24 protein-coding genes are annotated in these 26,531 nt (G+C 45.5%); 14 read left to right on the plus strand and 10 right to left on the minus strand.

The window, feature by feature from the left end:
- Window positions 1–121 precede the first annotated feature (121 nt).
- The 8 genes from hemH (at window position 122) to ACJJIT_RS05645 (ending at window position 8,251) form a co-directional block, all read left to right on the plus strand.
- On the plus strand, window positions 122–1,120 hold the full coding sequence (gene hemH, locus ACJJIT_RS05610; protein WP_444884232.1) for a ferrochelatase: 999 nt from the start codon (window positions 122–124) through the stop codon (window positions 1,118–1,120).
- Between the two features lie 262 nt (window positions 1,121–1,382).
- Window positions 1,383–2,189 carry a hypothetical protein gene (locus ACJJIT_RS05615; protein ID WP_444900247.1) on the plus strand — a complete coding sequence of 269 codons (807 nt, stop codon included), beginning with the start codon at window positions 1,383–1,385 and terminating at the stop codon, window positions 2,187–2,189.
- A gap of 165 nt (window positions 2,190–2,354) precedes the next feature.
- Window positions 2,355–3,053, plus strand: a complete 699-nt coding sequence (gene tsaB, locus ACJJIT_RS05620; RefSeq protein ID WP_444900248.1) for a tRNA (adenosine(37)-N6)-threonylcarbamoyltransferase complex dimerization subunit type 1 TsaB — start codon at window positions 2,355–2,357, stop codon at window positions 3,051–3,053.
- 6 nt (window positions 3,054–3,059) lie between these two features.
- On the plus strand, window positions 3,060–3,857 hold the full coding sequence (locus ACJJIT_RS05625) for an undecaprenyl-diphosphate phosphatase (RefSeq protein WP_444900249.1): 798 nt from the start codon (window positions 3,060–3,062) through the stop codon (window positions 3,855–3,857).
- Window positions 3,858–3,862: 5 nt separating this feature from the next.
- The gene (locus ACJJIT_RS05630; RefSeq protein ID WP_444900250.1) at window positions 3,863–4,744 is read left to right on the plus strand and encodes an NAD(P)-dependent oxidoreductase; all 882 of its coding nucleotides are present in this window, start codon (window positions 3,863–3,865) and stop codon (window positions 4,742–4,744) included.
- Between the two features lie 84 nt (window positions 4,745–4,828).
- Window positions 4,829–5,965 carry a tRNA-queuosine alpha-mannosyltransferase domain-containing protein gene (locus tag ACJJIT_RS05635; RefSeq protein ID WP_444900251.1) on the plus strand — a complete coding sequence of 379 codons (1,137 nt, stop codon included), beginning with the start codon at window positions 4,829–4,831 and terminating at the stop codon, window positions 5,963–5,965.
- A gap of 141 nt (window positions 5,966–6,106) precedes the next feature.
- A complete protein-coding gene (locus ACJJIT_RS05640) occupies window positions 6,107–6,865 on the plus strand; it encodes a hypothetical protein (protein WP_444900252.1) in 759 nt (252 codons plus the stop codon).
- Between the two features lie 426 nt (window positions 6,866–7,291).
- On the plus strand, window positions 7,292–8,251 hold the full coding sequence (locus ACJJIT_RS05645) for a DUF2279 domain-containing protein (protein ID WP_444900253.1): 960 nt from the start codon (window positions 7,292–7,294) through the stop codon (window positions 8,249–8,251).
- 91 nt (window positions 8,252–8,342) lie between these two features.
- On the opposite strand, the gene ACJJIT_RS05650 is transcribed toward ACJJIT_RS05645, so the two are convergent.
- Genes ACJJIT_RS05650 through ACJJIT_RS05660 form a run of 3 tightly spaced genes read right to left on the minus strand, consistent with a single transcriptional unit; the run spans window position 8,343 to window position 10,717 of the window.
- Complete coding sequence (locus tag ACJJIT_RS05650) at window positions 8,343–9,278, minus strand: TauD/TfdA family dioxygenase (RefSeq protein ID WP_444900254.1); 936 nt, start codon at window positions 9,276–9,278, stop codon at window positions 8,343–8,345.
- On the minus strand, window positions 9,271–10,041 hold the full coding sequence (locus tag ACJJIT_RS05655; protein ID WP_444900255.1) for a class I SAM-dependent methyltransferase: 771 nt from the start codon (window positions 10,039–10,041) through the stop codon (window positions 9,271–9,273). The genes ACJJIT_RS05650 and ACJJIT_RS05655 overlap by 8 nt, the downstream gene beginning before the upstream one ends.
- Entirely contained in the window at window positions 10,019–10,717 is a 699-nt protein-coding gene (locus ACJJIT_RS05660; protein WP_444900256.1) for an iron-containing redox enzyme family protein, read from the minus strand. Before ACJJIT_RS05660 ends, ACJJIT_RS05655 begins: the two co-directional genes overlap by 23 nt.
- 1,003 nt (window positions 10,718–11,720) lie before the next feature.
- Here ACJJIT_RS05660 and ACJJIT_RS05665 point away from each other — a divergent pair.
- The 3 genes from ACJJIT_RS05665 to ACJJIT_RS05675 all read left to right on the plus strand — a co-directional run bounded on the left by ACJJIT_RS05665 (window position 11,721) and on the right by ACJJIT_RS05675 (window position 13,961).
- A complete protein-coding gene (locus ACJJIT_RS05665; protein ID WP_252082508.1) occupies window positions 11,721–11,963 on the plus strand; it encodes a hypothetical protein in 243 nt (80 codons plus the stop codon).
- Window positions 11,964–12,198: 235 nt separating this feature from the next.
- Entirely contained in the window at window positions 12,199–13,548 is a 1,350-nt protein-coding gene (pcaB, locus tag ACJJIT_RS05670; RefSeq protein WP_444900257.1) for a 3-carboxy-cis,cis-muconate cycloisomerase, read from the plus strand.
- Window positions 13,545–13,961: a nuclear transport factor 2 family protein gene (locus ACJJIT_RS05675; RefSeq protein ID WP_444900258.1), complete on the plus strand. Its 417-nt coding sequence runs from the start codon at window positions 13,545–13,547 to the stop codon at window positions 13,959–13,961. Before pcaB ends, ACJJIT_RS05675 begins: the two co-directional genes overlap by 4 nt.
- 63 nt (window positions 13,962–14,024) lie before the next feature.
- Here the strand turns inward: ACJJIT_RS05675 and ACJJIT_RS05680 are convergent, their stop codons facing one another.
- Window positions 14,025–17,132, minus strand: coding sequence for a cellulose binding domain-containing protein (locus ACJJIT_RS05680; RefSeq protein WP_444900259.1), 3,108 nt, complete (start codon window positions 17,130–17,132; stop codon window positions 14,025–14,027).
- A 767-nt stretch (window positions 17,133–17,899) separates the two neighbouring features.
- Here ACJJIT_RS05680 and ACJJIT_RS05685 point away from each other — a divergent pair.
- Window positions 17,900–19,984 carry a neutral/alkaline non-lysosomal ceramidase N-terminal domain-containing protein gene (locus tag ACJJIT_RS05685; RefSeq protein WP_444900260.1) on the plus strand — a complete coding sequence of 695 codons (2,085 nt, stop codon included), beginning with the start codon at window positions 17,900–17,902 and terminating at the stop codon, window positions 19,982–19,984.
- 89 nt (window positions 19,985–20,073) lie between these two features.
- Here the strand turns inward: ACJJIT_RS05685 and ACJJIT_RS05690 are convergent, their stop codons facing one another.
- A complete protein-coding gene (locus ACJJIT_RS05690) occupies window positions 20,074–20,991 on the minus strand; it encodes a haloalkane dehalogenase (RefSeq protein ID WP_444900261.1) in 918 nt (305 codons plus the stop codon).
- Window positions 20,992–21,484: 493 nt separating this feature from the next.
- Between ACJJIT_RS05690 and ACJJIT_RS05695 the strand changes: the two genes are divergently transcribed.
- Together ACJJIT_RS05695 and ACJJIT_RS05700 are read left to right on the plus strand one after the other, a co-directional pair.
- Entirely contained in the window at window positions 21,485–21,970 is a 486-nt protein-coding gene (locus ACJJIT_RS05695) for a hotdog fold domain-containing protein (RefSeq protein WP_444886779.1), read from the plus strand.
- Window positions 21,971–22,212: 242 nt separating this feature from the next.
- The gene (locus tag ACJJIT_RS05700) at window positions 22,213–22,695 is read left to right on the plus strand and encodes a hypothetical protein (protein ID WP_444900262.1); all 483 of its coding nucleotides are present in this window, start codon (window positions 22,213–22,215) and stop codon (window positions 22,693–22,695) included.
- A 123-nt stretch (window positions 22,696–22,818) separates the two neighbouring features.
- On the opposite strand, the gene ACJJIT_RS05705 is transcribed toward ACJJIT_RS05700, so the two are convergent.
- The 5 genes from ACJJIT_RS05705 to ACJJIT_RS05725 form a co-directional block, all read right to left on the minus strand.
- A complete protein-coding gene (locus tag ACJJIT_RS05705; protein WP_444900263.1) occupies window positions 22,819–23,328 on the minus strand; it encodes a 6-carboxytetrahydropterin synthase in 510 nt (169 codons plus the stop codon).
- A gap of 269 nt (window positions 23,329–23,597) precedes the next feature.
- Complete coding sequence (locus ACJJIT_RS05710; RefSeq protein ID WP_444884251.1) at window positions 23,598–24,185, minus strand: endonuclease dU; 588 nt, start codon at window positions 24,183–24,185, stop codon at window positions 23,598–23,600.
- A gap of 3 nt (window positions 24,186–24,188) precedes the next feature.
- Window positions 24,189–24,746 carry a DUF1415 domain-containing protein gene (locus ACJJIT_RS05715; RefSeq protein WP_444900264.1) on the minus strand — a complete coding sequence of 186 codons (558 nt, stop codon included), beginning with the start codon at window positions 24,744–24,746 and terminating at the stop codon, window positions 24,189–24,191.
- Between the two features lie 8 nt (window positions 24,747–24,754).
- Window positions 24,755–25,288 (minus strand): DUF2058 domain-containing protein, encoded by a 534-nt coding sequence (locus ACJJIT_RS05720; RefSeq protein WP_252082489.1) that lies wholly within the window; start codon window positions 25,286–25,288, stop codon window positions 24,755–24,757.
- Between the two features lie 144 nt (window positions 25,289–25,432).
- A complete protein-coding gene (locus ACJJIT_RS05725; RefSeq protein WP_252082487.1) occupies window positions 25,433–26,527 on the minus strand; it encodes a PaaI family thioesterase in 1,095 nt (364 codons plus the stop codon).
- Between the last annotated feature and the right edge of the window lie 4 nt (window positions 26,528–26,531).

The raw sequence follows: 26,531 nt of genomic DNA on the forward strand, positions 1-26,531 counted from the left end.
GTATCTTCTCCGATGGTTTCCTTTTTAGTTTCGCAAGTGCTTACCTTGTAGTTGACTGACCAATCATTAAGATGGCCGGCAGGTTATTCCTGGCAAAATTGTATTTCAGACGGGTCTTTGTATGTCCACAGCGATAGTTTTGATGAATCTGGGTACCCCTGCGCAGCCCACGCCGTCCGCCGTAAGAGATTTCTTGCGAGACTTTCTCTCCGACCCCAGGGTAGTGGAAATACCCCGACCACTGTGGCTTACAATACTAAACGGTTTGATATTACCTTTTCGCCCTAAGAGAATTGCTCCGGCTTATGCAGAAATCTGGAATTGCAGCGCGGACGATGCGCAAGTTGAAGGTTCACCACTTCTCTACTATACCCGCCATCAAGCGCAGCTACTGCAAAAGCATTTAAAGGATAAAGGGCGGGATATCGCGGTAGAGTATGCCATGACTTACGGTGAGCCGCGCCTCGATAAAGTTATTGAAAGCTTGCGATCAAAAGGCTATGAGTCCTTTGTTGTTTTCCCTTTATATCCGCAGTATTCGGCTACCACTACTGCTGCAATATATGATCAAGTGGCGCAAATTTTCCGAAAGAGTCGTGATATTCCGGATATTTCCCTGGTTCGTGATTATTACCACAACCCTTTATATATTAAATCTCTCGCCAACTCTGTCAGGGAGCACTGGCAGAAACACGGTCAGGCTGAAAAATTAATGCTTTCTTTTCATGGCATCCCCAAAGCAAATGTTGATAAAGGGGACCCCTATTTACGCCATTGTCAGGAAACCGCGAGGCTGCTTGCGGAAGAATTACAAATTTCCCCGGAGCGTTGGCAAGTTACTTTTCAGTCACGCTTTGGTAAGGCTGAGTGGTTGCAACCTTATACCGATAAAACTCTGATTGAATGGGGCAAAGGCGGTATCAAGAGTGTTGATGTGATTTGCCCAGCATTTTCGGCCGATTGTTTAGAGACATTGGAAGAAATTTCGGTAGAGAATCGCGCTAATTTTATCGAAGCGGGTGGAAGTGAATACCATTATATTCCCGCGCTAAATTTACGTGCGGATCATATCGAAGCTCTTGCTGCGGTTGTTGAAGATAAGTTGCCAGGCCCAAAATAATTTTTACTTTTAGGTGTTTTGCCTCTTCAAAAGGCAATTTGTTAAGGAAAAGAGACTTATTTGCTGAAAAATTTCTCATTTTTCGCTTTTTTACTTGCAATGCCGTGTATTTTTATTAACTTTGATAAAGTTGTATTGAAATAGGCAGCGCACCGCTCTGTATAAGCAATAAAATAACCCCCGGGTTTTATTCGATAGCTAACAGGCCGCGTTGCCAGCACACTTTTGGAAGTACTTCTTCTTTTTAATGAGGAGACAAGGGATGGCAAGAGTAGTAAAAAAGAGTACACGTGCTAAAAAGGCAACTACATCGACCAAAGCGTCGCCGGTAGTCGTAAAAGCACAGAAAGCCGTGGATGCAGCAAGTAAGTCGCTGGATGCACAAATGGATCGTGTGGCAAAAGCAAAAGCGCGGGCACAAAAAAGTAGTACGGCAGCGGCCAAGGCTTCCTTGACCAGCGCCAATGGTAAAGCAAAAGATTTACGCGCCAAGCTGGCGATGGCAAAAATGGAGCTTGCCAAGGCCAAGACCATGGATGCCGTGCGTCATGCAGAAGAAGCGGCTAAGGAGAAGGTGGCCACCCTTTCTGAAAGCCTTTCTGCCAAGGCAGATAAAGACCTGGCGGCGGCATTGAAGGCGTTCGAAGCGCGCTGGATGAAGTCTCGTGTTAAGGCTCATGCCAAGAAGATCAAAGCCGCCGAGAAAAAAGCTGAGGCTAAGATAAAAGCTGCAGCAAAGAAGGCTGCGACAAAAGCCAAGGAGCTAGAGAAGAAAGCAGCTGCGAAGCTAAAAGCTGATGCTCAAAAAGCTAAAAAGGCGGCGACTAAAAAGACTACTACGGCCAAGAAAGTAGGCCGCCCCAAAAAGGCTGCTTCTGAAACTAAAGCCACCAAGCGTGTAGGGCGCCCCAAGAAGGCCACCTCCGCAGCAAAGCCAGCGAAAAGAGTAGGGCGTCCGAAGAAGTCTGCTAGTAAAGCGGAGGCGGCCAAGAAAACGCCAACTCGTCGAGGGCGCCCACCTAAGGCCGGTGCCGCTCGCCGTGGTCGACCACCCAAGAGTGCGGCTTAATTAAACCTCCTCTAGTTCACAGCATGCCTTAGTGGCATGGCTCACTCTTCATCAACCCCGGTTAATACCGGGGTTTTCTCTTTCCTCAATATCGCTAATCTACATGACTAGACCTTGTGACCGTGCCACAATTCACTCCCTTCGATAACCCGGTTTGAAATAGTTGTGAAGATTCTTGCCCTGGATACCACGTCTGGTGCCTGCTCAGTGGCACTTTATAGTAATGGCCAGATTACCGAACGCTTTGTGCAAGCAGAGCGAGACCATACACGGCGCCTGCTACCAATGGTGGATGAGGTATTGGCTGAGGCCCAGTTGAGCCTTCCCGACCTGGATGCCCTTGCTGTAAGCAGGGGGCCCGGCTCATTTACGGGTCTGCGTATCGCTATCAGTTGTGTACAGGGGCTGGCCTTTTCCGCCGATAAGCCAGTAGTGCCGGTTTCCAGCCTTGCCGCTTTGGCCTTGGGGGCCAGAAGGGCGCACCCGCAGTGGGGAGGAGCTCCTATTGTCGCTATGCTCGACGCTCGTATGCAGCAGGTGTACTGGGGTATTTACGGCACCGAGATGCCTAATGACAGCTTGATACCTGAGGCAGTACAGAATCCAGAGCAGGTTCTACTGTCATTGAGTGAGGCCAAGCTGACAAACACATATTACGGTGCCGGTCCCGGTTGGCACTATGAGGCATTAGGCAAGGCTCGAGCGGCAGAGCTGGATCTGAATGCCTTAATCCATGCACGGGATATTGCTGAGCTAGCGGTTCCTCTCTATCGAGCTGGTGCAATGGTATCTGCTGAAGCTTTGGAGCCCGTTTATCTTCGCAATGAAGTTACCTGGCAAAAACGTCAAAAAATTCGATCCTGATAATTCATGGAAATATTTCAGATTGTTGTACTGGCCCTGATCCAGGGCTTGACTGAATTTCTCCCTATTTCAAGCTCGGCACACCTGATCTTGCCTGCAGAAGTTTTAGGGTGGCAGGATCAAGGGCTTGCTTTCGATGTGGCTGTACATTTTGGCTCACTGATCGCGGTAGTCACCTATTTTCGAAAAGATATTTGGCTACTCCTGCGTGATGGTTTAGAGGGGCTTAAATCGAGGCAATTTAGCGATGAAGGACGTTTGGCTTGGCTGATTGTGCTGGCTACGATTCCTGTCGGTTTGGTAGGATTAATTTTTAAAGGCTATATAGAAACGCATTTACGCTCAGCAGCAGTTATAGCTGCCACCACCATCGGTTTTGGTCTGTTGCTTTGGTGGGCTGATGTGCGTGGAGCCAGGGTGCAAACCCTAACGCAACTTAACTGGAAAAAAGCACTAGTTATTGGTGGTGCGCAAGTATTGGCGCTTATTCCAGGTACTTCCCGCTCGGGTATTACCATGACCGCAGGGCTGATGCTCGGCATGAAGCGCGAAGCTGCTGCGCGCTTCTCTTTCTTGTTATCCATACCGGCGATAGCCCTGCCGGCCATGTTACTGACCTATGATTTACTCGCCCTAGAGTCGGTACCCTGGGGGGATATTTTATTGGGTACTTTGCTTTCTTTTATTAGTGCCTATCTATGTATTCATTTTTTCCTGCAATTTATTAGTCGCATCGGCATGGCGCCATTTGCGATTTACCGCCTGATTTTAGGGGCGGCTCTTATTTGGATGATATGGGGGTAATCAATATGGCAACGGTAGCGTTTATTGGCTTGGGAGTAATGGGTTACCCAATGGCGGGTTACCTGGCAAAAGCGGGTCACTCAGTGCGGGTATATAACCGCACCGCCAGCCGTGCAGAAAAATGGCTGGGCGAGTATGAGGGGGAGAGCTTCGAAACACCCGCTGAGGCCGCAAAAGGTGCAGAGGTGGTGTTTGCCTGTGTGGGTAATGATAACGATTTGCGTCAGGTAGTTGCTGGAGAGCAGGGCGCCTTCGCCACTATGGAAAAGGGCACCCTGTTCGTCGATCATACTACTGCCTCGGCAGATGTCGCGCGTGAACTGGCAGGAATTGGCAAAGAGAAAGGTATCGGCTTTCTCGATGCCCCGGTATCTGGTGGCCAGGCCGGTGCGGAAAATGGGGTTCTCACCGTAATGGTTGGTGGTGAAGAGACAGATTTTGAACGTGTAAAGCCGTTGATAGACACTTTTGCCCGTGCTGTTACCTTATTGGGCCCGGTAGGCAGTGGCCAGCTTTGTAAAATGGTCAACCAAATCTGCATTGCCGGTGTGGTGCAGGGGCTGGCAGAGGGGCTGCATTTTGCTAAAGCGGCAGGGCTGGATGCCGAACAGGTCGTGGATGTAATTTCCAAGGGCGCGGCACAAAGCTGGCAGATGGAAAACCGCTCAAAAACTATGCTGGCCGGTAAATATGATCACGGCTTTGCCGTGGACTGGATGCGGAAGGACTTGGCCATCGTTTTACAGGAAGCCCAGCATAATGGCGCTCTGTTACCGGTGACGGCACTGGTGGATCAGTTTTATAGTGAGGTACAAGCGATCGGCGGTGCTCGCTGGGATACCTCTAGTCTGTTTGCTCGTCTGATGAATGTGCGCTCTTTCGACTGACTTTACCTCCTCTCAAGCCTATAACGGAGCTGGATACTTCTGTTTCCAGCTCTGTATTTCCGTTCCTTGTTGTTTTAGATTCCCATGAAAGTTTTATTGCTCTCGGCCTATGATGCCGACAGTCACAAGCGTTGGCGTAAAGGCCTGGTTGCTGCCTTTCCCGAGTGGCAGTGGACAGTCTTGACACTGCCCCCGCGCTATTTCAGCTGGCGTATACGTGGCAACAGCCTTTCTTGGGCCAGGGGGGAGACGGCACAAATACTAAAGCAACAGTGGGACCTAATTGTCGCCACGTCTATGACCGATCTCAGTGCGTTGCGCGGCTTAGTGCCTGAGATAGTGGGGGTGCCCACAGTGGTCTACTTCCACGAGAATCAGTTTGCCTATCCAGTCAGTTCAGGTGCGTTCCAATCTATAGAGCCACAGCTACTCAATATCTATACCGCTCTAGCCGGTGACCTGTTGCTGTTTAATTCGGAATACAACCGCCGCACCCTGATTGAAGGCGCAGCCAAGCTTTTAAAGCGCTTCCCGGACCATGTGCCGGTGGGAATTTGTGAAGAAATTACAAGTAAGTCGAAGGTGCTGCCAGTACCACTAGAGGATGCACTCTTTACTCAAGAGTACACACAAGCTGATTTTTGCTGGGGTCACCGCTGGGGGCAGGGTTATCAGGGAGAAGTAAGCGAGGATACGCTAATCATCAGTTGGGCCGCCCGCTGGGAATATGACAAAGGTGCAGACCGCCTGCTGCAAATTCTTCGGGGCCTAAAAGAGAAAAAGGTAAAATTCTTACTCAACCTGATGGGTCAATCTTTCCGTAATAGCCCAAAAGAGTTTGAGCAGATACAGCGGAAGTTTAGTGAGAATCTGCTGGTGGTGGGGTACGTGGAGAGTGAATCTCTATACCGACAAACCTTGCATAACAGCCATGTATTTCTATCTACCGCTTATCATGAATTTCAGGGGTTGGCAGTAATGGAAGCCGCCGTAGCAGGTTGTACGCCATTAGTGCCTGATGAACAGTGCTACCCGGAGTTTTATCCTGAGTGGTTTCGTTATTCTGAGGTTGAGGATGCGATTTGCAAGCTAAAAAATTTAGCCGCGATTGCCAATTTTGGTACAAGCAGGCAGGTCGATTTAAAAAGGTTATCTTGGGGGAGGATTAAGAACGAGTATTATCATTCGCTTTCTGAAGAAAGACTTTACATAGATAAATGAGAAATCAATCTTCAATATATGGTTGTAGATATTTGAGATAGACATTAAAGCTTTCAAGTAGCGTGATTATCTCGGCGCAATCTGCGCTAATTACTGATTGAGATGCTATGCTTATCGCTTTAGGTTTTGGAGCGCTATAAGGTGACTTCAGGTTTTTTTATCAGGTTAGGATTTTTTTTTATATTCGCAGTAATAGTTGTGGCGAATTCTGTTGCGGAAACTATTGAGGAGAAACGAAGTAGGGCTGAGAAATTAATCCAACGGCTTGAAAATAAATATCTTAGTAATGAAGTTCCTGCCATTCTCCAAAAACTGGAAAAGAATGAGTTGTCAATGTCAGTTATAAACGCTTTTGCACTGGAGCAGCGTTTGATTATTCAATCTGACCTTCGCAATAACGCACTCTCCTTGCATCGATTCGGTGATTCTTCAAGTAAGGTGAGTAACAAATTTTTTTATCGTTTAGTTGTTAATGAGATGTCAGCCAGTGAGCAATTACCGGCTCTAATTCAGGCGCTTAATATCTCGGAAAGTCAAATTGCCAGGTATCGTCCACTAGCTGGAGCACAGGCGTATCCAGCTTATACAACATGGCTGGCAAATTATGCGCAACCTGCAGAGATTGCGGCAGCTCTTTTAATCAACTTTCAAAGTTTTGGTAAAAATGTCGGCCGTATGGCAAAAGCACTTAAACAACATAGGGGATTGTCTGATAGTCAGTTGGAGTTCTTAATCAATTTTAGCACTTTACCTTCTGATTTTAGAGAGCAGGCTATAGCTATAGTGGCACAAGGCTTAGCTTCCGGAGTAAGTGAGTCGGATATTGAAACTCGCGTAAGGCTTATTCAAGCCTATGAGAGTAATTTTTGGAGTGCACTTTCAAGTATTGATAGGAAGTAAATTTATAAGATGCAATGTTGTTGCACGTTGATCTTTACTAATCTTAAATTTTTAGCGCCAATGCTTGGCGGTTAGTCGATTATTCATATTAAATAAATTACATTACCTTTATAAATGCTTTACCCTCATGGGGCGGTGTTTATATGCTGATGCATTGTCTTGAAATGAGTTGTTCCAGTAATAAAATCAGTTGATTCAATATGCTCTGCCCCACTTTTTTGGCGCAATAATCACCTTTAGGTCTGTTTCTGGACCTTGTCTATATTTATTCCTATGCTTAATGATTGGTATATGTAGAGATAATAAGGAAGGTTGAGCTATCAAGTTTGGCTTTATTGCTAAGGTAGCTTGCTTTGTCATACAACACTTACCCTTGAATGTGATAAAAGTTTAAGTCGGATTTTCCTATTAAAGGAATAAATGGAAATGATGAATCGTGTAAAAGCTCAGAGAATTTCTTTGGTCATGCTTTTTGTTATATGGAGCTTTGAGGGGTTAGCTAAAGAGGTGACCAGCCCTGTAGACCTTTATTCAGTGTCTTTAGAAGAATCACAAAGATTTGGTTGTGTACAGCAGTATCCGGTGGCTGATTCTAGATGGCATGGCTTTAAACTGCCTAAATTCAAGCAGCATCTTTCTACCATTCCATTTGAGGCTGCAGGGGTAGCTGTTTCCACTTTAGCGATTGGTTTAGTGGATTGGGACTGGGGATCTAGTAGTTTTGGTACAACTAGTGAGGGTTTCTTTGAGGATGATACTGCCAATGGTGGTATGGATAAGCTCGGTCATGTCTATGGGAGCTATCTTCTCAGTGAATTCTTTACAGATGCCATTCACTGCAAGGCTGATAATGCTGTAGGGGCGGAGGCTAGTGCAGTTACTCTAGCTTGGTTGAGTATGTTATTTGTGGAGTTAGGCGATGGTTACTCTAAGGAGCATGGCTTTGCCTGGGAGGACGTTGTTGCCAATACTGCAGGGGTAGGAATCTCTTACCTAAGACGGAATATCCCCGGGCTTAGGGAAAAGCTGGATTTTCGTCTAGAATATCTTCCATCGGGTAATCGCTCTGGCTTTAAGCCACACTCAGATTACTCGGGGCAAAAATATCTACTGGCCTTAAAGTTAAGTGGTTTTGGCTTATCACGGAGAAATCCTCTTAATTATCTGGAGTTACATGGGGGTTACTTTGCTCGGGGTTTCACTTTGAAAGAAAAAGAACGAGACGACCCTTTGCGTAGAGAGCTCTATGTTGGAGTTGGAGTAAATATAGGGGAGCTGCTTTTTGGCAGATCTGGAGTTAGAGAGAGTACTGGAGGCCGATTTGGGCGAAAGTTTTTTGAATATATTCAGCTTCCTCATACTTATGTTGCTAGTGAGAATGATTAAAGCGGATCCGACTTTATAATTACTTACCCAGTAGATTTATGTACCTAATTGCCAGGCCCCCGGAGAAGATTCTCCTGGAGCCTGTAAGCACTTAATCTATCCACACCCTTGTATATATACGTTTTTGCTCGGGTGTGTCTATAAATTCATCGCGATCGTGCAAGACTCTAGTATTGTCAATAAAAATCATATCGCCAGAATTCATATAAAAGCTAACAACATTTTCTTTGTTGTTTAGTTCTCCATCAAGAAGATCCAGTGCTTGAAGTACCTCTGCCGTTAAGGGATTATTGACTCGTTGATGGCCTTTCTCTATCCAGTAGCGCATATAGCGGATAGAAATTTTGCCATTGGCATAGCTGAAAATCGGGAAATGATTGTTCAGAATATTCTGGATATCTTTATCGCTCCCTGGTGTGACAAGATCTCGAATGTAATTCTTGTAGAGCAGCTCTAGCTTTTTAGGTGCCTGTTTCTTGAGATTTTGATGTACCTGGGCTGCAGAAACTACTTTAGATTTACCACCTTGAATCGCGGGGGTAATACAGCAGAGCCCTAAAATATTTGGTTGTATGGCTCGTTGTGAGCTATCTGTATGTACACCAGTTGCTGCGTTAGTTTGTGAAACAGGAATGGCTTCGTCTTTATAGCTTTTGCCCGTATCTAAAATGCCGTAGAGTCTACCGTAGGTATCAATAGTCTGCCCCATTGCCAGGCTGATTTTGAGAAACAGAAGATTTAGTGTTGTTTGATCAAAGCCTTTTACTCCTCGAATCCAAGTAACACCATTGCCTTCATGGATTTCACTTTTGATTTTTTGGGCGAGCTGATCAAATTGAGGAGTGGCAACAGAATCTGCTTGCAAAGCCCGAATAGGGTTGTCCTGCTCTTTAGACCATTCTTGCAGGGCTTTGATTTCATTTGGCCAGTCATTAGGCCAATTAAATTTCCAGTTGGGTTTAGCTTCCAACTCTGCGGCTGTCCATGCCTGTGCACGGATAGTCTCCTCAGGTGCTATATCAATCATTTACCTTCACCTTAAATAACACATGCAGTGGATAGCCTTTTAGTGGACCAAAAAATTCAGGGTCAAATGCCAGATGTTCATCCGTTACAGCTAATTCTTTGACTTCGGGTAGGCTGTTAAAGCCGGCTTTAGCAAGGGCTTCGAAGTAGTGTGCAAAGGTTTTATGTACACAGCGAACAGAGACCGGTACACCATCTCTACGCCAGATTTTCCCCTCAAAGGTCTTATTTATACCGTCGAGATAAGATTTTTCACCATGTTCAAAGTAAAACGGTGGGCTTTCTTCCCTCATAAAGGGGAGGCATGGATGGGGTACGGTAAAGACAAAAGTACCACCTGCTACCAGCAAAGAACGTACTTTACTCATTACCTGAGTCATTTCTTCGATAGTCAGGTAATTGAAAAGGAATACGGCAATGGCCTTGTCGAATCTGGTTTGTGGAAATTGATTAAATGAAACTGCATTGCCCACGGTATAAGTTGCATTAGATAGCTTGAGTTCCTTAGCCATCGATTGTGCTTGAGCTATCATTTCAGCAGAAGAGTCAACTCCAAAAATTGACTTGACACCAGCCTCTATCAGCATGCGTGATACATAGCCCTCTCCACAGCCAAAGTCCAGGATATCTTGGTCTTTGATTTTGCCCAGAGCCTCTAAAACACGAGGTCTTGCCGTGAAGTCGCTCAACAGTATTTTTTCTGATCTAAGCCAATTCGTGGCTTGTGCATTATAAATTGATTCAGTTGATATAGATTGGTTCATCCTGAGCCACTCCTGATACTTGTGTGGTTGTCGAGTTATAATTGTTGTCGATGATTTTTGTATTGTTGTATGCTCGTGCAAGCATGCCATCCCAAAAAGCAGCTCTTAAATTCAGAGCCTTAGTTGCACCCTGGCGAAGACGCCTCCTTCCTTCCTCTGTCTCGGCAAAAGTTAATGCGATCTGGTTGAGACTCTCAGCATGATCATCGTCGATTAGAGTGTGAACGGAAAAGAAGCAGTAGTCCTTGGGCTGAATGTCAGGTAAATGCTTCAACCCCTTTTCAATATATGGATAAATTGTACTCACTACATGCTCTGTTCCTATCCCTAAAGCTCCTATTGCTTCCTCGGTAGAGCCATAAAGTAATACCATTGAAAGCATGTCATACCAGATGATTGCATCATCCGAAAGAGGTGTTTCTTGTTTACCCTGTGTGACCTTTTCTTTAAAGCGGGTAAAAAGATCAGCATGGGGGATATTTTTTATCCACCTTGGATCTATTCCATGGTGATTTAGTATTCGGAGTTCATCTTCCTCATAATTACCAGATTCTTCGTTCAGGTTTTCCAAGAGTATATTTCGGTGCTCCGGAATGGTCAGCTTGGAGATGGCTGCACTTAATAAGTTAATAAATCGGGATGTGTATAGGCTGTATTGTTGTGCAAAATCAGCCACAACGTAAGGAAAATTTGGCAGGGATGCCTCGCTAAATTGTATTAAATAGCTATGATTTACAGCCCTATGGTTAAGTGCTTCCTCGGATAGATCTTCCAGCCAAACTCGGCTTGTGTTGCTCGTTTTAATGTTAAAATTCCTTTTCTAGATGTTGATGGTATAGCTTGTTTGCTTTTCAGGTTGTCAATGCACATCCTGTGCCCACTAGCTTTAAGTTTATTGTTTTTTGATAGAATTTCAGTATACGAAGTTGGATTTTTATTGGCAATTGTTAAATTGTAATTGATTTCCCATGGGCGCTTCTTATTTTATGGTTTTTTGTTAGCTGTGATTCTTGGTGATTAGGTCTCTATACCTATTTGGAGGTATTTGCTTTTTTTAAGAGAGAGTTGATGCAGGTTTAGTGTTTGTTTTGTTTTCTTTTGAATGGTTAATAATTTTTTTGTGCTCAAAAATATTTCAAAAGCATGCCTTTTATTTTGTGCTTTATAGTTTTTGATTTCCTGTCTTGAGATGCGGGTGATTGATCTCAATCAATGATTTCAATATCTTATTGGGTTAAAGAGAGTTGCTCTTGTGTTGGTCGATGTGTGAGAAGGGTATAGTTGTCGCACTTGTAAGCCTCACAGGCAATGTTTTTGTGTGATCTAAGTGCTTTAACGCTGCTGTCTTTAGGATTTCCAAAAAAGGGCTTTCTCCTGGTTAGTAGGCGTTGATACTAATTTATTTTCGCCTGTTCGAGTTGATTTCTTTGTAGTTGCAAAAAAGGATTTAGTGGCGGCTTGCTCTAGGTGGTTATAGAGTACATAGTTTATTTTTTCAGTCAGTAACATTAAAGATTATTTAAGAATTTGTGGGTATTTGTAGTCAGGTTCTTGAGGGGATGTTCTTATAGAACCAATTACACTAATAGGAATGGTTCGACATAACTATAGTAGATTTCATGAATTTTCATGTTTTATATGCCAAAATTATAGTTCCTTGAGCGGTAATTGGACCAATGATGAAATTGGAAGAAGATGTAGTTGATGCAATTGAAAGTGGCCAAATGATTCAAGCTATGAAGCTTCTGCGTGAATACAAGAATATTAATCTTAAAGAAGCAAGAATTATTGTTAACACCTATGTACGTGAAAAAAACATACAGTCATCACCTGCAGAATTACCTGGTCGGGCGGGATTAATTGGGCTTCTTCTCCTGTTGGCTATTACCGGATACTTAGCATTTGGCCTAGGTGCTGGTTAGCGCCGAATATCTCAACTTTGCTTCAATTTGATTACATAGTTTCTTAATTTGACCCGGTTAAGTTTACCAGCTATGGATCATACCAATGTTTCTGAAAGTTGGGACTATTGTCTACTCTTTAAAGAAAATGTGGCATATGCACACTGATGCTTGTATTTGCCTCATTTTATGCTCTTCTTGATTATTACACTTTGCTTTAAAGCGCTGCTGTTACCTGTTATTTGGGAGGTTAACAATGGCTGCAACTCTTATAGACTCGCAGGTCTTTTTTGGTCTCTTTAGCACTCCTGCCATGAGTGAGATCTTTTCTGACCGGCAAAGAGTTCAGTACTGCTTGGATGTAGAGGCTGCCTTGGCCAGGGTACAGGCGAGACTTGATATCATTCCAAAAGAGGCAGCAGATGAGATTTGCCAACATTGTCGTGCTGAAGAAATTGACCTTGAGCAGTTAAGATCCCAGACAGAGTTAATTGGCTACCCGGTATTTGGAGTTGTACAGCAGTTAGTTGAGCGTTGTAACGGTGGTCTAGGGCAGTGGTGCCATTGGGGCACAACAACTCAGGACATTACCGACACCGCTACTGTATTGCAGATTCGTGCAGCATTAATGCTTGTGGAGACGGAAGTAGATGAAATCGCCGGTGCGCTGGCCTCTCTAGCCGAGGATTACCGGGATACGCCAATGGTTGCGAGAAGCAACCTTCAACAAGCTGTACCAATTACCTTTGGCTATAAAGCAGCTGTGTGGTTAGCGGGTTTTCATCGGCACCAGCAACGGCTTGCAGAAATTAAGAAACGAGTCCTAGTCGGGGAATTTGGTGGTGCTGCGGGAAACCTAGCCTCCTTGGGAGATCAAGGCCTAGCGGTGCAGGCTGGACTTATGAAGGAGCTTAATCTCGCTATACCTGTTATCGCCTGGCATACCATGCGTGACCGGATAGCTGAAGTCGCCTGTCTATTGGGGTTAATCACCGGCACTCTGAGTAAGATAGCCCTAGATATCAAACTGATGGCACAGACAGAAGTCGGGGAGGTCACGGAGCCCTTCACTGCGGGGCGCGGTGCTTCTAGCACTATGCCGCAAAAGCACAACCCAGTTTCCTCAGTATATATGAGTGGAATAGTGCCCATTGTGCGACAACAGGTGGCGGCGTTACTCAATGCTATGGAGGAAGATCACGAGCGTGCGACGGGAACCTGGGAGATTGAGTGGGTGGTTCTTCCTGAAATCTTTTGTTTATCCGCTGCGGCATTGGCACAGGCGAAGTTCGCGTTGCGGGGTCTCAATGTACACCCAGATAATATGATGCGAAATTTACAGATGACTGGAGGTTTGGTTTCTTCTGAAGCGGTGATGATGGGGCTAGGCCCAAAGATTGGCCGTGAGAAAGCTCACGATCTTGTTTACAAAATTTGCTGTCAAGCAATGGAAACTGATCGACCATTTGCGGATCTATTAAAGGAGAATAATGAGGTTTCTAAGGCCTTAACCGATAATGAAGTGGATAAGCTGCTTGATCCCAATAATTACCTTGGGCTTTGTGGTGAGATGGTGGATCGAACTTTGGCTAGGCAAGATAAATGATGAAGAAATCTGTAGATATTAAAGAGACCGAGCAGCTCTGTTACCAATATCTATCTGCCATGGAGCGGGGGGACTTGGATACACTTCTTTCACTGTTTTCGGAACATGCTTTGGTCTATTCGCCAATTTTTGGGAAATGCTCAGTAGAGAGTTTTTATTCCTATATTTTTCAGTCAATTAGTGATCGTGCTATGAAACTGAATAATATACTTTCGGGTGTGTTAAAGACTAACCAAGTTGCATTACATCTTAGCTATACCCGGTCAGTAGAAGGAAGAGGTCCGGCCACAATTGATGTGGTAGACCTCTTCGATTTAACGGAAGATTTCAGTACTTTTATGGCTGTAACAATTATTTATGATACCGCACCAATCCATGGGGACTTTACATCTTGCAAAAATGCTCCGCAATAAATCACTTCTTTTTTAATGGATTACTAGAATTTTTTAGAACTCCTTTCTAATAGCTAATAGAGGCTATTTCACTGATACAGCAGCAAAAGCTTGCAGTAATCCAGTTTTTGGTGTGCTATTAGGGGTAGGACAGTTAAAATTTTCTGAGTGCCCATAGTTATAGCCATACAGCAAGTTGCAGGCCATAACTTTATGTCCGGCTGTTGTTGGGTGTACAGAATCACCTGTCGGTACAATATTGCCCTGATCAACAAGAAGAATCTTTACCGGAGGAGTGATGCTAGCAATAGTACTCTTGATTTTCCTGTTGTAATAGTCTGTACAATGGTTGGAAGGGTCCTGACCATCCAAATTCGTTCTACGGGGAATAGTGGAAATTACAAAGGCAATTTTATTATCCGGTATACCCATTGCACTTAGGTGGCTGTATATTTTGCCCACCAACGTTGTTTTATCTCGAGTATTATTGCTAGAGATAATGCTTTTCACTACTTCGTCTAGGCGCTTAGCCGTTAGGCTCCCAGCCTTCGGAGCCGCACTACATTGGGTAGCGCCATTCCGGTTGAGATGGGTGATATCGTTTGTGCCCAGCTGGATAGGCACAATAATAGCATCTGATGCCGCCAGATTTAGGTTTAATGGGCAGGCTTGGTTGTCTAACCACCCTGCGCTGTTACCACTTTCACGACACATTTCAGTAACGACAGAATTAAAGTAGGCAATAGCATCTGCGCAGCTGGCAGAGCTATAACCTGCTGGAATTTGATGGCCTGTAGGATTAAGAAAGCACTGCATATCGCTCGTACTTGCTCCAGGAATTCCGGTATGCCAGTAATTTCCAGTCTTCTTCTCTACTCCATTGGGTCCGGTTGGGCCACTCACAGTACCAATAGTTTCTACGGGTTGACCATTATAGCTAATGGTCAGGCTGCCGTTATTATCGCTACTGCTTAGTGGAAAGCTGGATTTCCCATCAGAGGCCTCGACGATTTGCTGCCAGATTTGTGAGCGGAACCCCATTGAGTTGTAGGGCAGGGTGGTCATACCATAGGTGATTGAATCCCCGATAAACCAAAGTTTGATTTTACCGGCACCATCCTGAGAGGAGCTTCCGCGATCGTCGGGTTGGTTTCCGGCTACGGGGGGAGTTGCTGGATTGCCGGTGTCAACCTGGGATGAACCGCTGGCTTGGCAGGTGGCAGTAAGAGTTGGCTGACTATTGGTTCCGCTATACTCGCCATTAAATCCAAAGGCACGTGCCTCTCCTGGTGGAATAACATCCTGGCCGCTAGCAGTTACCGAGCCAGAGTGGTCAACCACCTCAGCATTCCAAAAGTGGGTTACTTTTTGGTTGCCCGGCCATTGCCATTTTATTTGCCAAGCATCCAGTGGCTGATCCCCGGTATTGCGTATGACAACATTGGCCATAAATCCATTACCCCAGTCATTTTGAATGGCGTATTCCACCGTACATTGACCTGAGGCTTGGGGTTGTTCTGCGGGTGTTGGCTCAGTTCCAGTATTAGTGCCGTTCCCAGTGTTCGTACCTGATGTGGGCTCAGTGGTGTTGTCAGGTTTAGTAGCAGTAGAGGATTCAAACCATTTTAGGGCAAAAGCGCGGAATTCAGACTCTGAGGGTAAAGCCCCCTGCTTGGTGTGATAGTTATTTAGATAGCTCTTGGCATCAGTGTAAAAATTCTTGTGGGTTTGATAAATCTCCTTTTTATTGCCATTGTTATCAATCAACCAGTAACCGACAAATTCTTTAATCCAGCTATCGTATTCGTTCCCGTACATCTGCCAGTAAAGAATAAAGGGAGAGCCCCACTCAAGAGAGGTTTTAATTACATTGCGAGACAACATATCTTGCGCTTCACCAGAGCGGGTGCCCCAGTCTTTAAACCAAGATTCACCGTAACCGTATTCACCGATAAACACCCGCTTTTCGAAGGGCAGGCCAGTTTTTTGCGGCAGTTTTGACTCAATAAAGTCCAGTGCTTTGGTTAGCTCGGCGTGTAGGGTGGCAAAATCAGAATGTTTCTCTTTGGTAGTCAGATCATAGGCTGAGTAGGAAACGAGGTCGACATTGGTGTGTGGTAACACGGCGTTGGTGATGCGCTCTTTACCCTGCATTGCGGATTCAACCCGATTCACCTCTACATAGTGATATAAGTTGACGTTGGAGTGGGGAATATTGGCCTTGGCATCTTCAATGGCTTTTTGGCGAATATTGAGCCAGTCGATCAATCCCTGAATACGCAGCGGATCAATCTTCACTTGGTTGTCGTCCCGTGTTCCATCGGCTTTTTGCACGAGGTTCCAGTCGCCCTCCCAATGACCGATCATAAACGTTTTACCTGAGCCGCTGTATTTCGTTAACAGATACTCGGCCATCGCATAAATCTTATCGTACTGCCAGGTGAGCTCTTCCTGAGACATGCCTTTATTGTCCATCCAAGATCCGGAGTCCTCCACCCAGAACATATAGTGGGAGAAGTCCATATCAAGCACCTCTCGGTAAGCGGGTACTTCTTCCAGCATACGTTTGAACTGGTAGTCAAGGCCCAAGCCGTTAAGCTCATCGTACAAGCCGGTAGACAGGGCGATCTTAAGTAGGTTGGACCCCATTGCGCGGATGGCTTTAGCGGATTCGACTAGAGAGCCTTCGCCTGTGAAACTGTACTTAGGGCTGATAGTCTGGGTGCCCAAAATATAGTTGTAGCTCTCTATTGCTGATAAGGGCGGGTTGGTTTTCGGTGGCTCTGATGTTGTCGGTGGAGGGGTTTGCTGATTCTGACAACTGGCATTGATTTTGGAGGGGACTTGTGTTCCTCCAGAGTAGACGATATTAAAGCCAAAAGAGCGAGCCTCACCCACAGGAATATTGGCAAAGTCACCTGTACCTTCCGCTGTTGCAGTATTGCCATTTTGGGAAATTCTGGCATTCCAGGAGCCGTCAATTACCTGGTCTCCGGGCCATTGCCAATTAAGGTTCCATCCATTAATAGGCTCTGTGCCAGTATTGCGGACCACTACAGAGGCCATATAGCCCTTATCCCATTGACTTTGGACAACCATATTGACCTTACAGTTGGTTGCGGCCATGGAGAGAGGTGTGATGCCGAGTAAGAATAGGGAGGTGAAACCCGCTTTGAGTAATTTAATACGCATTTGCTAACCACTGCTTATTCATTATTTGCAACTCATCTTAGGGCCCTTTCTGGGCAATAAAGTTTCTTTCTGGAATATCTGGATTTTCGTGACTAAATAGCCAAGGTATATTTTTCTCTATTTTATCCCATTTGTAGGTCATTTTATCCGGAAAAGACCTGGCCATACTTTGATCCCCTTCCCAGCATTCCTCAGTGATTGTTTACTGGAAGCCTATGAATTTTATCGGTTATTTTTTTCATTACGCCCTTTATCGCCATGGTAGATGAGCGGCTGATCAGGTGTTTGTTAGAACGCGCGAGTCATCTTTTTATTGTTGTGCTTTATAAGATGAATAGTGCTGTCAGTTGGCGCAAACAGAAATAATTAATTGTTATTTCTGTTTTTTATTGGGTTGGTATTACTTTGAAATTTATCATGTCAGATTTATTTTGGCGGCCGTTGAGTTCTGTTAACCACACTGACTGGGATAATTAGAGTATGCTGGCACCCGCGTGCCTTTACAGAATAATAAACGCCTGGTGCGATCAAGGACATCGACCCTGCCGATCATTCTTCGCAGTTTCTAGAGTGCTAAGGCAGCGGTATCAGGAATAGAAAACCGTTGTGAGTAGTTGGTAATTACTCACAGGCATCCACTGGTTCGGCCAGTTTTTATCACACAATATCAAGCTGATTTTTTCGGAAGGGACTGGTTTCTTGGCGCCTTGAAATCAAGGATAGAGGGCCTTTGAAAGGACTTTTCGTATAAAAATTATGGAGAAAAAATGAAGACAAAAATAATTCGATGGTATACCACATTTTTTATACTGCTTGGATTCTCCCCCCTGGCTCTCAGTGCAGAGTGGCTGTTAGGTACGGGTAAATACGATATCACTGGGCCAGCCGCCGATGTTGGTATGGTTGGTTATGGAGAAACCAGTCAGACAACCAAAGGAATTCATAGCCGCTTGTGGTCCCGTGCTTTTGTAATTGCCAATCCTCATGATAGTCAGCGTCTGGTATTTGTTTCCGCCGATTTACAGAGTATTACCCAAGGTGTTAAACAGGGTGTGGTTGCCAAGCTCAAGAGTAGGTATGGCAACGACCGCTTTACAGATGAAAATGTGATGCTCACGGCCACCCACACCCACGTAGGCCCTGGAGGTTATGATCACTATGTGATGCTCAATATGAGTGCACTGGGTTATGCGGAAGATAACTATAACGCGATCGTAGAAGGTATCTACCAATCTATTGTTATGGCAAATAGCAGTTTGGCAGAGGGCGACATTTACCTGGAGCAAGGTACCTTGCTCAACACGAGTGTCAACCGCAACCCGGAGCCCTACGCGCAAAATCCGGATACGGGCAATTACCAATACGATACCAACAAAACTATGACGCAGCTCAAGCTGGTTAATGCGAATAATAAAGCATTGGGTATTATTAACTGGTTTGCGCTACACAATGTTTCACTCGGTACCGGTCAACGTCAGTTGAGTAGTGATCACAAGGGGGCTGCCAGTTATTTATTTGAGCAATGGGCTTCAAATCAGACAGATTCGACAGGAAATCTTGTTGCGGCCTTTGCCAATAGCAATCTAGGTGACGCTTCTCCCAATATTTGTGGCCCAGGGAATGGTTGTGGCTCCAGTGAATATGAGAGTCTTGAGTTGGCTGCAGAAAAACAGGCAAACAAAGCGAAGTCTCTTTACAGTACCTCGAACAATAAATTATTGAACAATCTTGATTATCGCCATCAATACATATATTTCCCCGGTTATACCGTAGCCGGGGAATATACTGGCGAAGGGCAGCAAAATATTTGCGAAGGTGCCGTGGGCTGGTCATTCACAGCTGGCTCTTCCTGGGATGGTCCCAGTGGGATTGATGGTATTTTCGAGGGGATGTCAGTTGAAAACGAAGGCATTGAGTGGGATCGCAGCGAAAGCCTATTCGAATCAGTGATCAGAGGTTTCCCGCTCTTTGGGTTAATGAACGCTTTCTCTGCGGCTGCAGTTTATAAGGATACACAGGATGATCCTTGCCAATATCCCAAACCCACTTTTGTTGAGCGTAAAGTAGTAGGGCAGCAGCTGTATACCCCTTATCTGCCATTTCAGATGTTTCGCATTGGGTCCCTGGTCCTAGTGGCCGCGCCGAGTGAAATGACCACTATGGCTGGTCGCCGCCTGGAAGAAAAGGTATTGGCCTCAATGCAGGGGCACGGTGTTACCAGGGTAGTTATTGCCGGTTTGGCCAATGCTTATACCGGTTATGTGACCACTCATGAAGAATTTGACAGACAACACTATGAGGGGGGGCACACGATCTATGGGCCCAATACCTTGGCGGCTTATCAACAGATTTATACAGATATGGCCAACGCCATGAATAATAATCTGGCGGTGGATGCAGGGCCGACACCAACAGATTTATCGAATGACCAAATTATTCATGTCATTGGTGTCGTCTACGATGATAAGCGCCTATGGGAATCCTTCGGCCAGGTTTGGAATGATGTACGTAGCAACTATTCTGTTGGTGATACTGTCTCCGCGAGTTTTCGCTCCGGTCATCCCCGTAACGATTTCAGAACGGGAGATACCTTTATAGAGATTCAACGTAAGGTAAATGGCAACTGGGAAACCTATCTTACTGACAATGACTTGGATACTCGCTTTATCTGGACAAGGGATACTGCGGTAGACTGCCTGGCCTGCTCCTTTGCTGAAGGGCAGTGGGTAATTGGTGAGGATACTCCTGCGGGTACTTATCGCATAAAACACAAGGGAAACTGGAAAAGTGGCTGGACAGGGAAGGTTAGCAGCTACTCAGGCAAGTCGAGCAGTTTTACTGTCAATAACTGAGTTGTGTTGATCAAATTATTCGACTAGTAAATCAGGCCGTTAATTCGGCCTGATTTAGATGCAATGAACACTAATTTTTTAACTCTTATCTATTGGGCAGGTTTTTGTAGCTGAAAATGAGATAGGGCTTTTTCAGCAATTTCCTTGCCATATTCCTGTACGAAGTGACCAGCCTCTTCAAGCTTGAGAGGCGGAGGACAATTTTTGATAGTCCCCCTAAGCATTTCCATTACTTTTTCACCGAGTACGGCATCCCTCATTCCAATTGCCATAAAGCTATCGCCTTCCCAGGTCTTGGACCAGAAATTTCTGGCCTCTAGCCCCAGTTCTACACCCTCCATGTCGGGATCAACGGGAACAATTGAGGGGAAGCGACGAACACCGGCCTTATAGCGGTTATCGGGAAAGGGAGCATCATAAGCCACTATATCAAATAGATTGATTTCCGATCTGGCATCAGTGGCAATTAAGCCGCCTACCGGTATCTCTGGAACACTGACAGAAAAATTTCTCCATTGATAAAAACCTTCCGAAGCGCCATCCCCCGCTGCAATCGCAGTATTCATTACCAGTAATCGTGTAAATCTTTCCGGCATATCCATTGGCAGAGTGAGGCCTAGAAGTCCACCCCAGTCCTGGCATACCAAAGTGATATTTTTTAGGTCTAGGTGTTCAATAAGTTGTATCAGGCTGTTGCGATGAAAATTAAAGGTGTAAGTATTGTCATCTGTTGGTTTATCGGAACGACCAAAACCAAAGAGATCAGGAGCAATAACCCGGTGCCCAGCTTCTATGAATACTGGAATCATTTTTCGGTACAGATAGCTCCAGGTTGGTTCCCCATGTAGGCAAAGAAATGTTGTTTCTGCATCAGAGGTGCCTTCATCAATGTAGGCCATACGCATTGAATCGTATCCATCCAGAGTATCGATGTATTTTGGTTGATAGGGAAAGCCTGGCAGAAGGGAAAAGCGCTCTTCGGGAGTTCTTAATCGCTCAATAGGCATTGGTAAGCCTCTTTTATTAAATGTTAGTATTTAGACTTTTATGATTTTAACTTACGAAATTAAACAATAACCAGTATACAAGTTAAAGGTGGTTTTTAGGTTTTTTTGATTTTGCTGTAGATTTATAGGTAAAATTTCTTCAAGTATTACATATTGTCGATAAGGAATGGTTCTCACAATTCACAAGCCATAGATAGATATTTAAGCTCCGGTAAATGTGTTTTTAGATTTTCGACTTTTACTTTCTATTTAAATGCTAATTTCAGTGCAGGGTTGGCATGCATGGTTAAACTGTGGATGAGAGCCTACACAGGCTTGAGTACAGGTCATCTTCCGCTTCCTTTGTCTTTGGGCAACCCCTAGGCGCACTTGAGGGTCAATTACCCTGATAGTTCTGATTACCTGATTTAGAGAAGAGATGTTGTATAGTGCCCTCGTTAACAAGCCCCTTAGCAAAGGGCTTATCAGTAAACGGTTAAGGTAGTGAGACAAGATGGAGTATCAGTCCTCGAAGAGTGCAGTTTTGCAGCTTTGGAAGAAGTTTGGTGGTTCGGCGTTTGGGCGTTGGACAGTTTCGAAGGTGGTCGCTTTCAAAGCACCTTACTTTAGGTCTATTAAGCCCTGCTTTGCTGAGGTATCACCGGGGCGTGTAGAAGTATTGCTGAAGAAACGTTGGGGAGTGACAAACCATATAGGCACAGTGCATGCGATTGCGATGTGTAATGCTGCCGAACTAGCCGGCGGGGTCTGCTTGGATGTTTCTCTGGATCGCCGCTTTCGTTGGATACCCGTGGGGATGGAAGTTAAGTACCTGAAAATGGCAAAAACCAACCTGCGTGCGGTTTGTGAGTATCCAGATTTTGCATCTATTCAGGTTGGTGATGTGGTTATGCCCGTGGGTGTCTTCGATGCTAACGGTGAGGAAGTGTTTCACGCGGACATCACCATGCGTGTATCTCAGCGCCCCACAAACAAGTAAAGGCTGCGGTTGGCAAATGGGGTTAGGTTTTTAGACTGTCACAAATCGCGGAAATTGACCGAAATTGAGGGCAGGTAGTCCTCATAGTCCTTTTCTGAGTATCTGAAATATAACAGTCTTGGCCTAGATCACTGCTTATAATCTATACAGTCAATTGAACCTCGTAAGTGGGTGTACGGAGGCCGTGAACGTCGTAAAATAGTTCACTTGTAAGAGTAATCGATCGACTGGCTGGAGGAGTTATGGGTTTAATTTGGGATATGAGTCATTCGATATCCGCCTTTGAAGCGGTAGAGGGGGATAATACTGAGTATGAAATATATAATGCGGAAAGTCAGGCATTAAGCAGTGAGGGTATTTATCAGGATCTTGCCGAAAGCCTTGAGCTGGCTATTTCCAAGCTAAGTAAAAATGTAAATGATAGTTCTCGTTACTTCCTTATTCAGTGGGAACCCATCAGCTCGCAATTAACCCTGACCGTCACGGATGACCAAAGAAAGAATGATGCCCAGGCTGTTGTTCGCTGTCACTTCACTGCGCTGGAAAAGCAATTTCAAGAATCTCAGTTTAAAACTGATGACGACAAACAATCCGCTATAGCTGCATTTTCTGAAGATTTACACTTTTGGTGCAAGGAGTTTCTTTCAACGGACCAAGGGTTTAGCCAGTTTTCTTTAGTCGCTCTTTTTACCTCTGGCTCGAGGGATAGCGCTGTTATTCTGTAGATTGCAGTACCTTTTAATATTCAGGGCTACTTTCATTAAAAACCAGTGAAAATAGCCTTGAAATGTACCCGAGTGGTCCACTCTAAGTGAAACTTGTTTTGCTATCAGTATCCACTATTTTAATTACAGATCTACAGAGAACTCTGTATACCAATTGTTGGTTTCCCAGACTTTGATCTTTTCGAAATTAATATCTAGGTCTGAGCTATTGGCGGCAACTCTTTGATGAATGGCACCATGCCAAGCTTTAGCGAGGTTTTCGGAGCTTGGTTTAAAGGGTGTTATACACAATTTCCCAATTTTGGAGTTCGCTTGAATAAATTGTGCCTTTTTTTGTTGTTGATGGATTATGCCCATGTATTCTATGGAGTTAATAATTTCCTTTAAAAAGGGGTCTTGATAATCAATAATCGTAGCATGATCGCAGAGATCCTGAATCTCAGCTTTAAATATTTTTTTCAGGAATGACATGTCGGTGGGAGGATCTTGGTATTTTGCTCTGCATGTACATTCCACTCGATACCTGTAACCAACAAAGCCTTCTTCCAGCTTATTATCCTCTATATAGGCGTAATTTACTTTCTTGGTGATATTGAGGTCAAGGCAGTAGGTGATATTGAAGTATTGAGGCATTGGAGTGATCCTGATTTACTCAGATTACTATTGCTTGCTGCTGAGTATAATAGATATTTTGAGATATCTTGGGAGGGTTGATCAATAGGGAGGAGAAGAGCTGAGCAGAAAGATCGATAAAAGAATTCCTAACAGCCTATTTTGAGATACAGGTCGCCGATAATAGTTTGGTATCCAATGAAAGATGTCCTCACTCTTAGCCTTAATTGGATTGTGGAAAGAATAAATTCAAAGGTGCCAAGGATAAGAAAATACATTAAAGAGATGTTTCAGGCTCTGTTCCCACTTTGTCCAGTCATTACTGCTGCGCCTATCATATGCGCTAAACGCAGGGCTTCAGGCACATTGCCGTTATCAGTAGCTTGCTCAAGTATCTGGGCGGCAATGTTCGGGACACAGCCCTGTACCTGAAAGTAAAAATTACGGTGAGAATAAACCTTGCCTGCTTTAAGTAGAATCTCCCTGCGTAGTGAATAATCAGGGAAGTTTTTCAGGGCTTTATTAATGGCTGACATATCCGGTGGTTTACGCATTACCGCGATACAGGGGCGCTTCAAGGATTCAGCCAGTTTGGGGAGATCTATGATATTAAAGCCTCCAACGGCGACGCCATCAATCAGTACCACGTTAATCTGGGGGTAAAACTTGCTGCTTTGCAATATTTGCGTGATAACTTCAGTAGCATCCATGCCGTCTTTTTGTACCTCACCCCAGAGCATGCCTTCAAAGCGGGTATCGGTACATATTATCCCGCTGATGTTTACAGGTGAGCCCCGCTCTTTTTGGAAAGGGGCATCGTCAAAGCCAATAATGCGGAGTTTCTTCTTTAGGCGAAGAAGTTCTGCGATGGGCTTCATCGTTTATTTTTTCAGCTGCTGGAAAAGGTAAGGAAAGAGTTTTAGCTTCTCCTCCTGAGTAAGAGACTCTACCCGTTGGATATTATTTTCCGGAATAGCTTCCGGGTTTGGGTAAAGATCAATCATTTTGGCTAGGTTTTCTTCCCGCAGCAGGTGCAAAATCGGGTAGGGTGCCCGATTGGTGAGGTTCTCGGCATCCTCTGGGGCAGTACCTGCGAATTGATACTCCGGGTGGAAGCTGGCCATCTGATAGATACCTTCGTAATGGTTGCGCTTCAGTAGCCATTCGGCCTGATCGAGGAATTGATTGTAGTCAGCAAAATCCTTTAGGTAATTTGGAATAATCAGCAGGGTAGTCAGGAGTTCGTTTTCCGGCGTACTGTCGAGTCGTTGAAGCTCAGCAAGGAGGTCTGCCAGTAAAGCATCCTCGTTGTTTGCCTTACAGACCTTATAACGAATCTGGCCTGCGCGTAGTGGTTTGCGCGCAAAAGGGCAGAGGTTTAGGCCCACCACAACATCGGTGAGCCATTGTTCCACTGTCTGTGTAACTTGTTGCTCCATGTACCGGCTTACCACATCAGGTCGTCGGGGATCTGGAAGTCGGCGTAGGGGTCGTCTTCGTCCACCGAGGTCGAAGTTTCGGTAGGTTTGACAATGATTTCGGTATTGCGCTCGGCAATTTTGTCGGCGATCACTCTGGGTACCAGTTCAAACTGTTCACCCTGGGCGACAATCACCAACCGGCCGGCAATGAGATGATCCCGCAGGATTTCACTGACATAGATAGTTTTGATTTTTTTATCAAAGGTAAAGTTATAGGCGGTTTCACCTGAGTAGGGCTGGCGGTTGTTGTTCACCAGTTGCTTGATTTGTGCTGCGATGGCCTTCTGTTGAGCCGCAGCGTCACGTTCGGCATTCAGGGCGCGATCCCGTGCAGCCTTATCCGCACGCGCTTGCTGCGCGGCTAACTTTGTTTCATCTACCTGTGGTTGTGAAGATTTCTTTGCAACTTTCTGTTGCTTGCGCTTTTCCTTACCGATCTGTTTGGCTTTTTTCTTGTCGACGAGTCCTGCTTGTAACAGCTGGTCTTGCAGTGAGGCCATAGTATGTTTCCTGCAATAGTAATTGGATTGTGCCACCAGTAAGTTTGGTGGCTACTTGGTCAAAGTGTAATTGGGGACTTACCCCTTTCATAGATGTGGGGCATTTTACCTGAAGATAGCCGCGGTGCTGGCAGGGAATTTGATTTAAGGGGTCCAGGGCTTACCAGAGGTAGCGGTAGCAATGATCTCATCGGGCTCTTTACCATCGCTCAACATTTGTGCACCCCCTGGAATCATTAGTGCTGAGCCCGTGGCAATTGCCACGCGTTTGCCGCTGGGGGTATCGATATTACAAGAGGAAACCCGTAGCTGGCGGCCGCGGTGAAGAACTTGCGCCTCGAGGATCAGGTCCCCACTGTTGAGCTTGGCCGGTCTGGCAAAGCGGATATGCATATCTAAGGTGGCAAATATACTGCCCGCCGGTAAGGTGGAATATACGGCCGCCCCCATAGTGAAGTCCGCCGCCCAGGCGAGCAGTCCTCCGTAGATAGACAGGGTGCCGTTAGAGAACCAGGGGGATGAGGGCATGGTAGAAATACAGCGGCCGTTCTCGATTTCGATGGCGCGGTAACCGGTGAGCAACCATACGGGGTGAATGCGGCCCTCATTGATGGTAGTTCGCTGAAGCTCAATAGGTACCTGTTCCGGCAGATGCCCCATATCACAGAAATAGGGCTTAGGTGGCGGTCTGAGATAGGGGTCTGGGGGATCGGTTGGTCCCAGGTCTGGCAGAGGTAGCTCCTGATCGGGATTGACTGGGAAGTCTGCAATTAGGCAGCGGGTACTTCCATAGGCGAGGGTTCTGCCATCTTGATCGTTGATCTGAATGCTGGAGAGCCCCACCTGGCTACCGGAATGCACAGTCGTGGCCCGGCCAACAATATTCTGAGTATTACTGGTAATTGGCCGGATAAAACACATATTCAACTCAGAAGTGCTAAGTACTTTACCGGCCGGGAGAGTCGTCCAAATTGCAGAGGCGAGGGGCGCGTCGGCGAACATCGCGTAGATACCACCCCAGTAGACCCCGGTGCCGTCTGCCAGCCAGGGAGTGATGGGCATTGAGTAAGTGGCTTTGCCCAACCCTGCTTCCGTTGGCTGCATACCTGTGAGCCGCCAAAAGGGCGGTCCCGGCAAGCTTCCACGAATATATCGTTTGAAAGTCTGTAGACCGGGTTGTTGCAACGCTCGCAGGTCGCAGATGGCACCACGATGAACTTCGTCGGTGATATTGGTCATCCCC

This window comes from Microbulbifer mixtoriginis (SeqCode), from assembly GCF_052467515.1.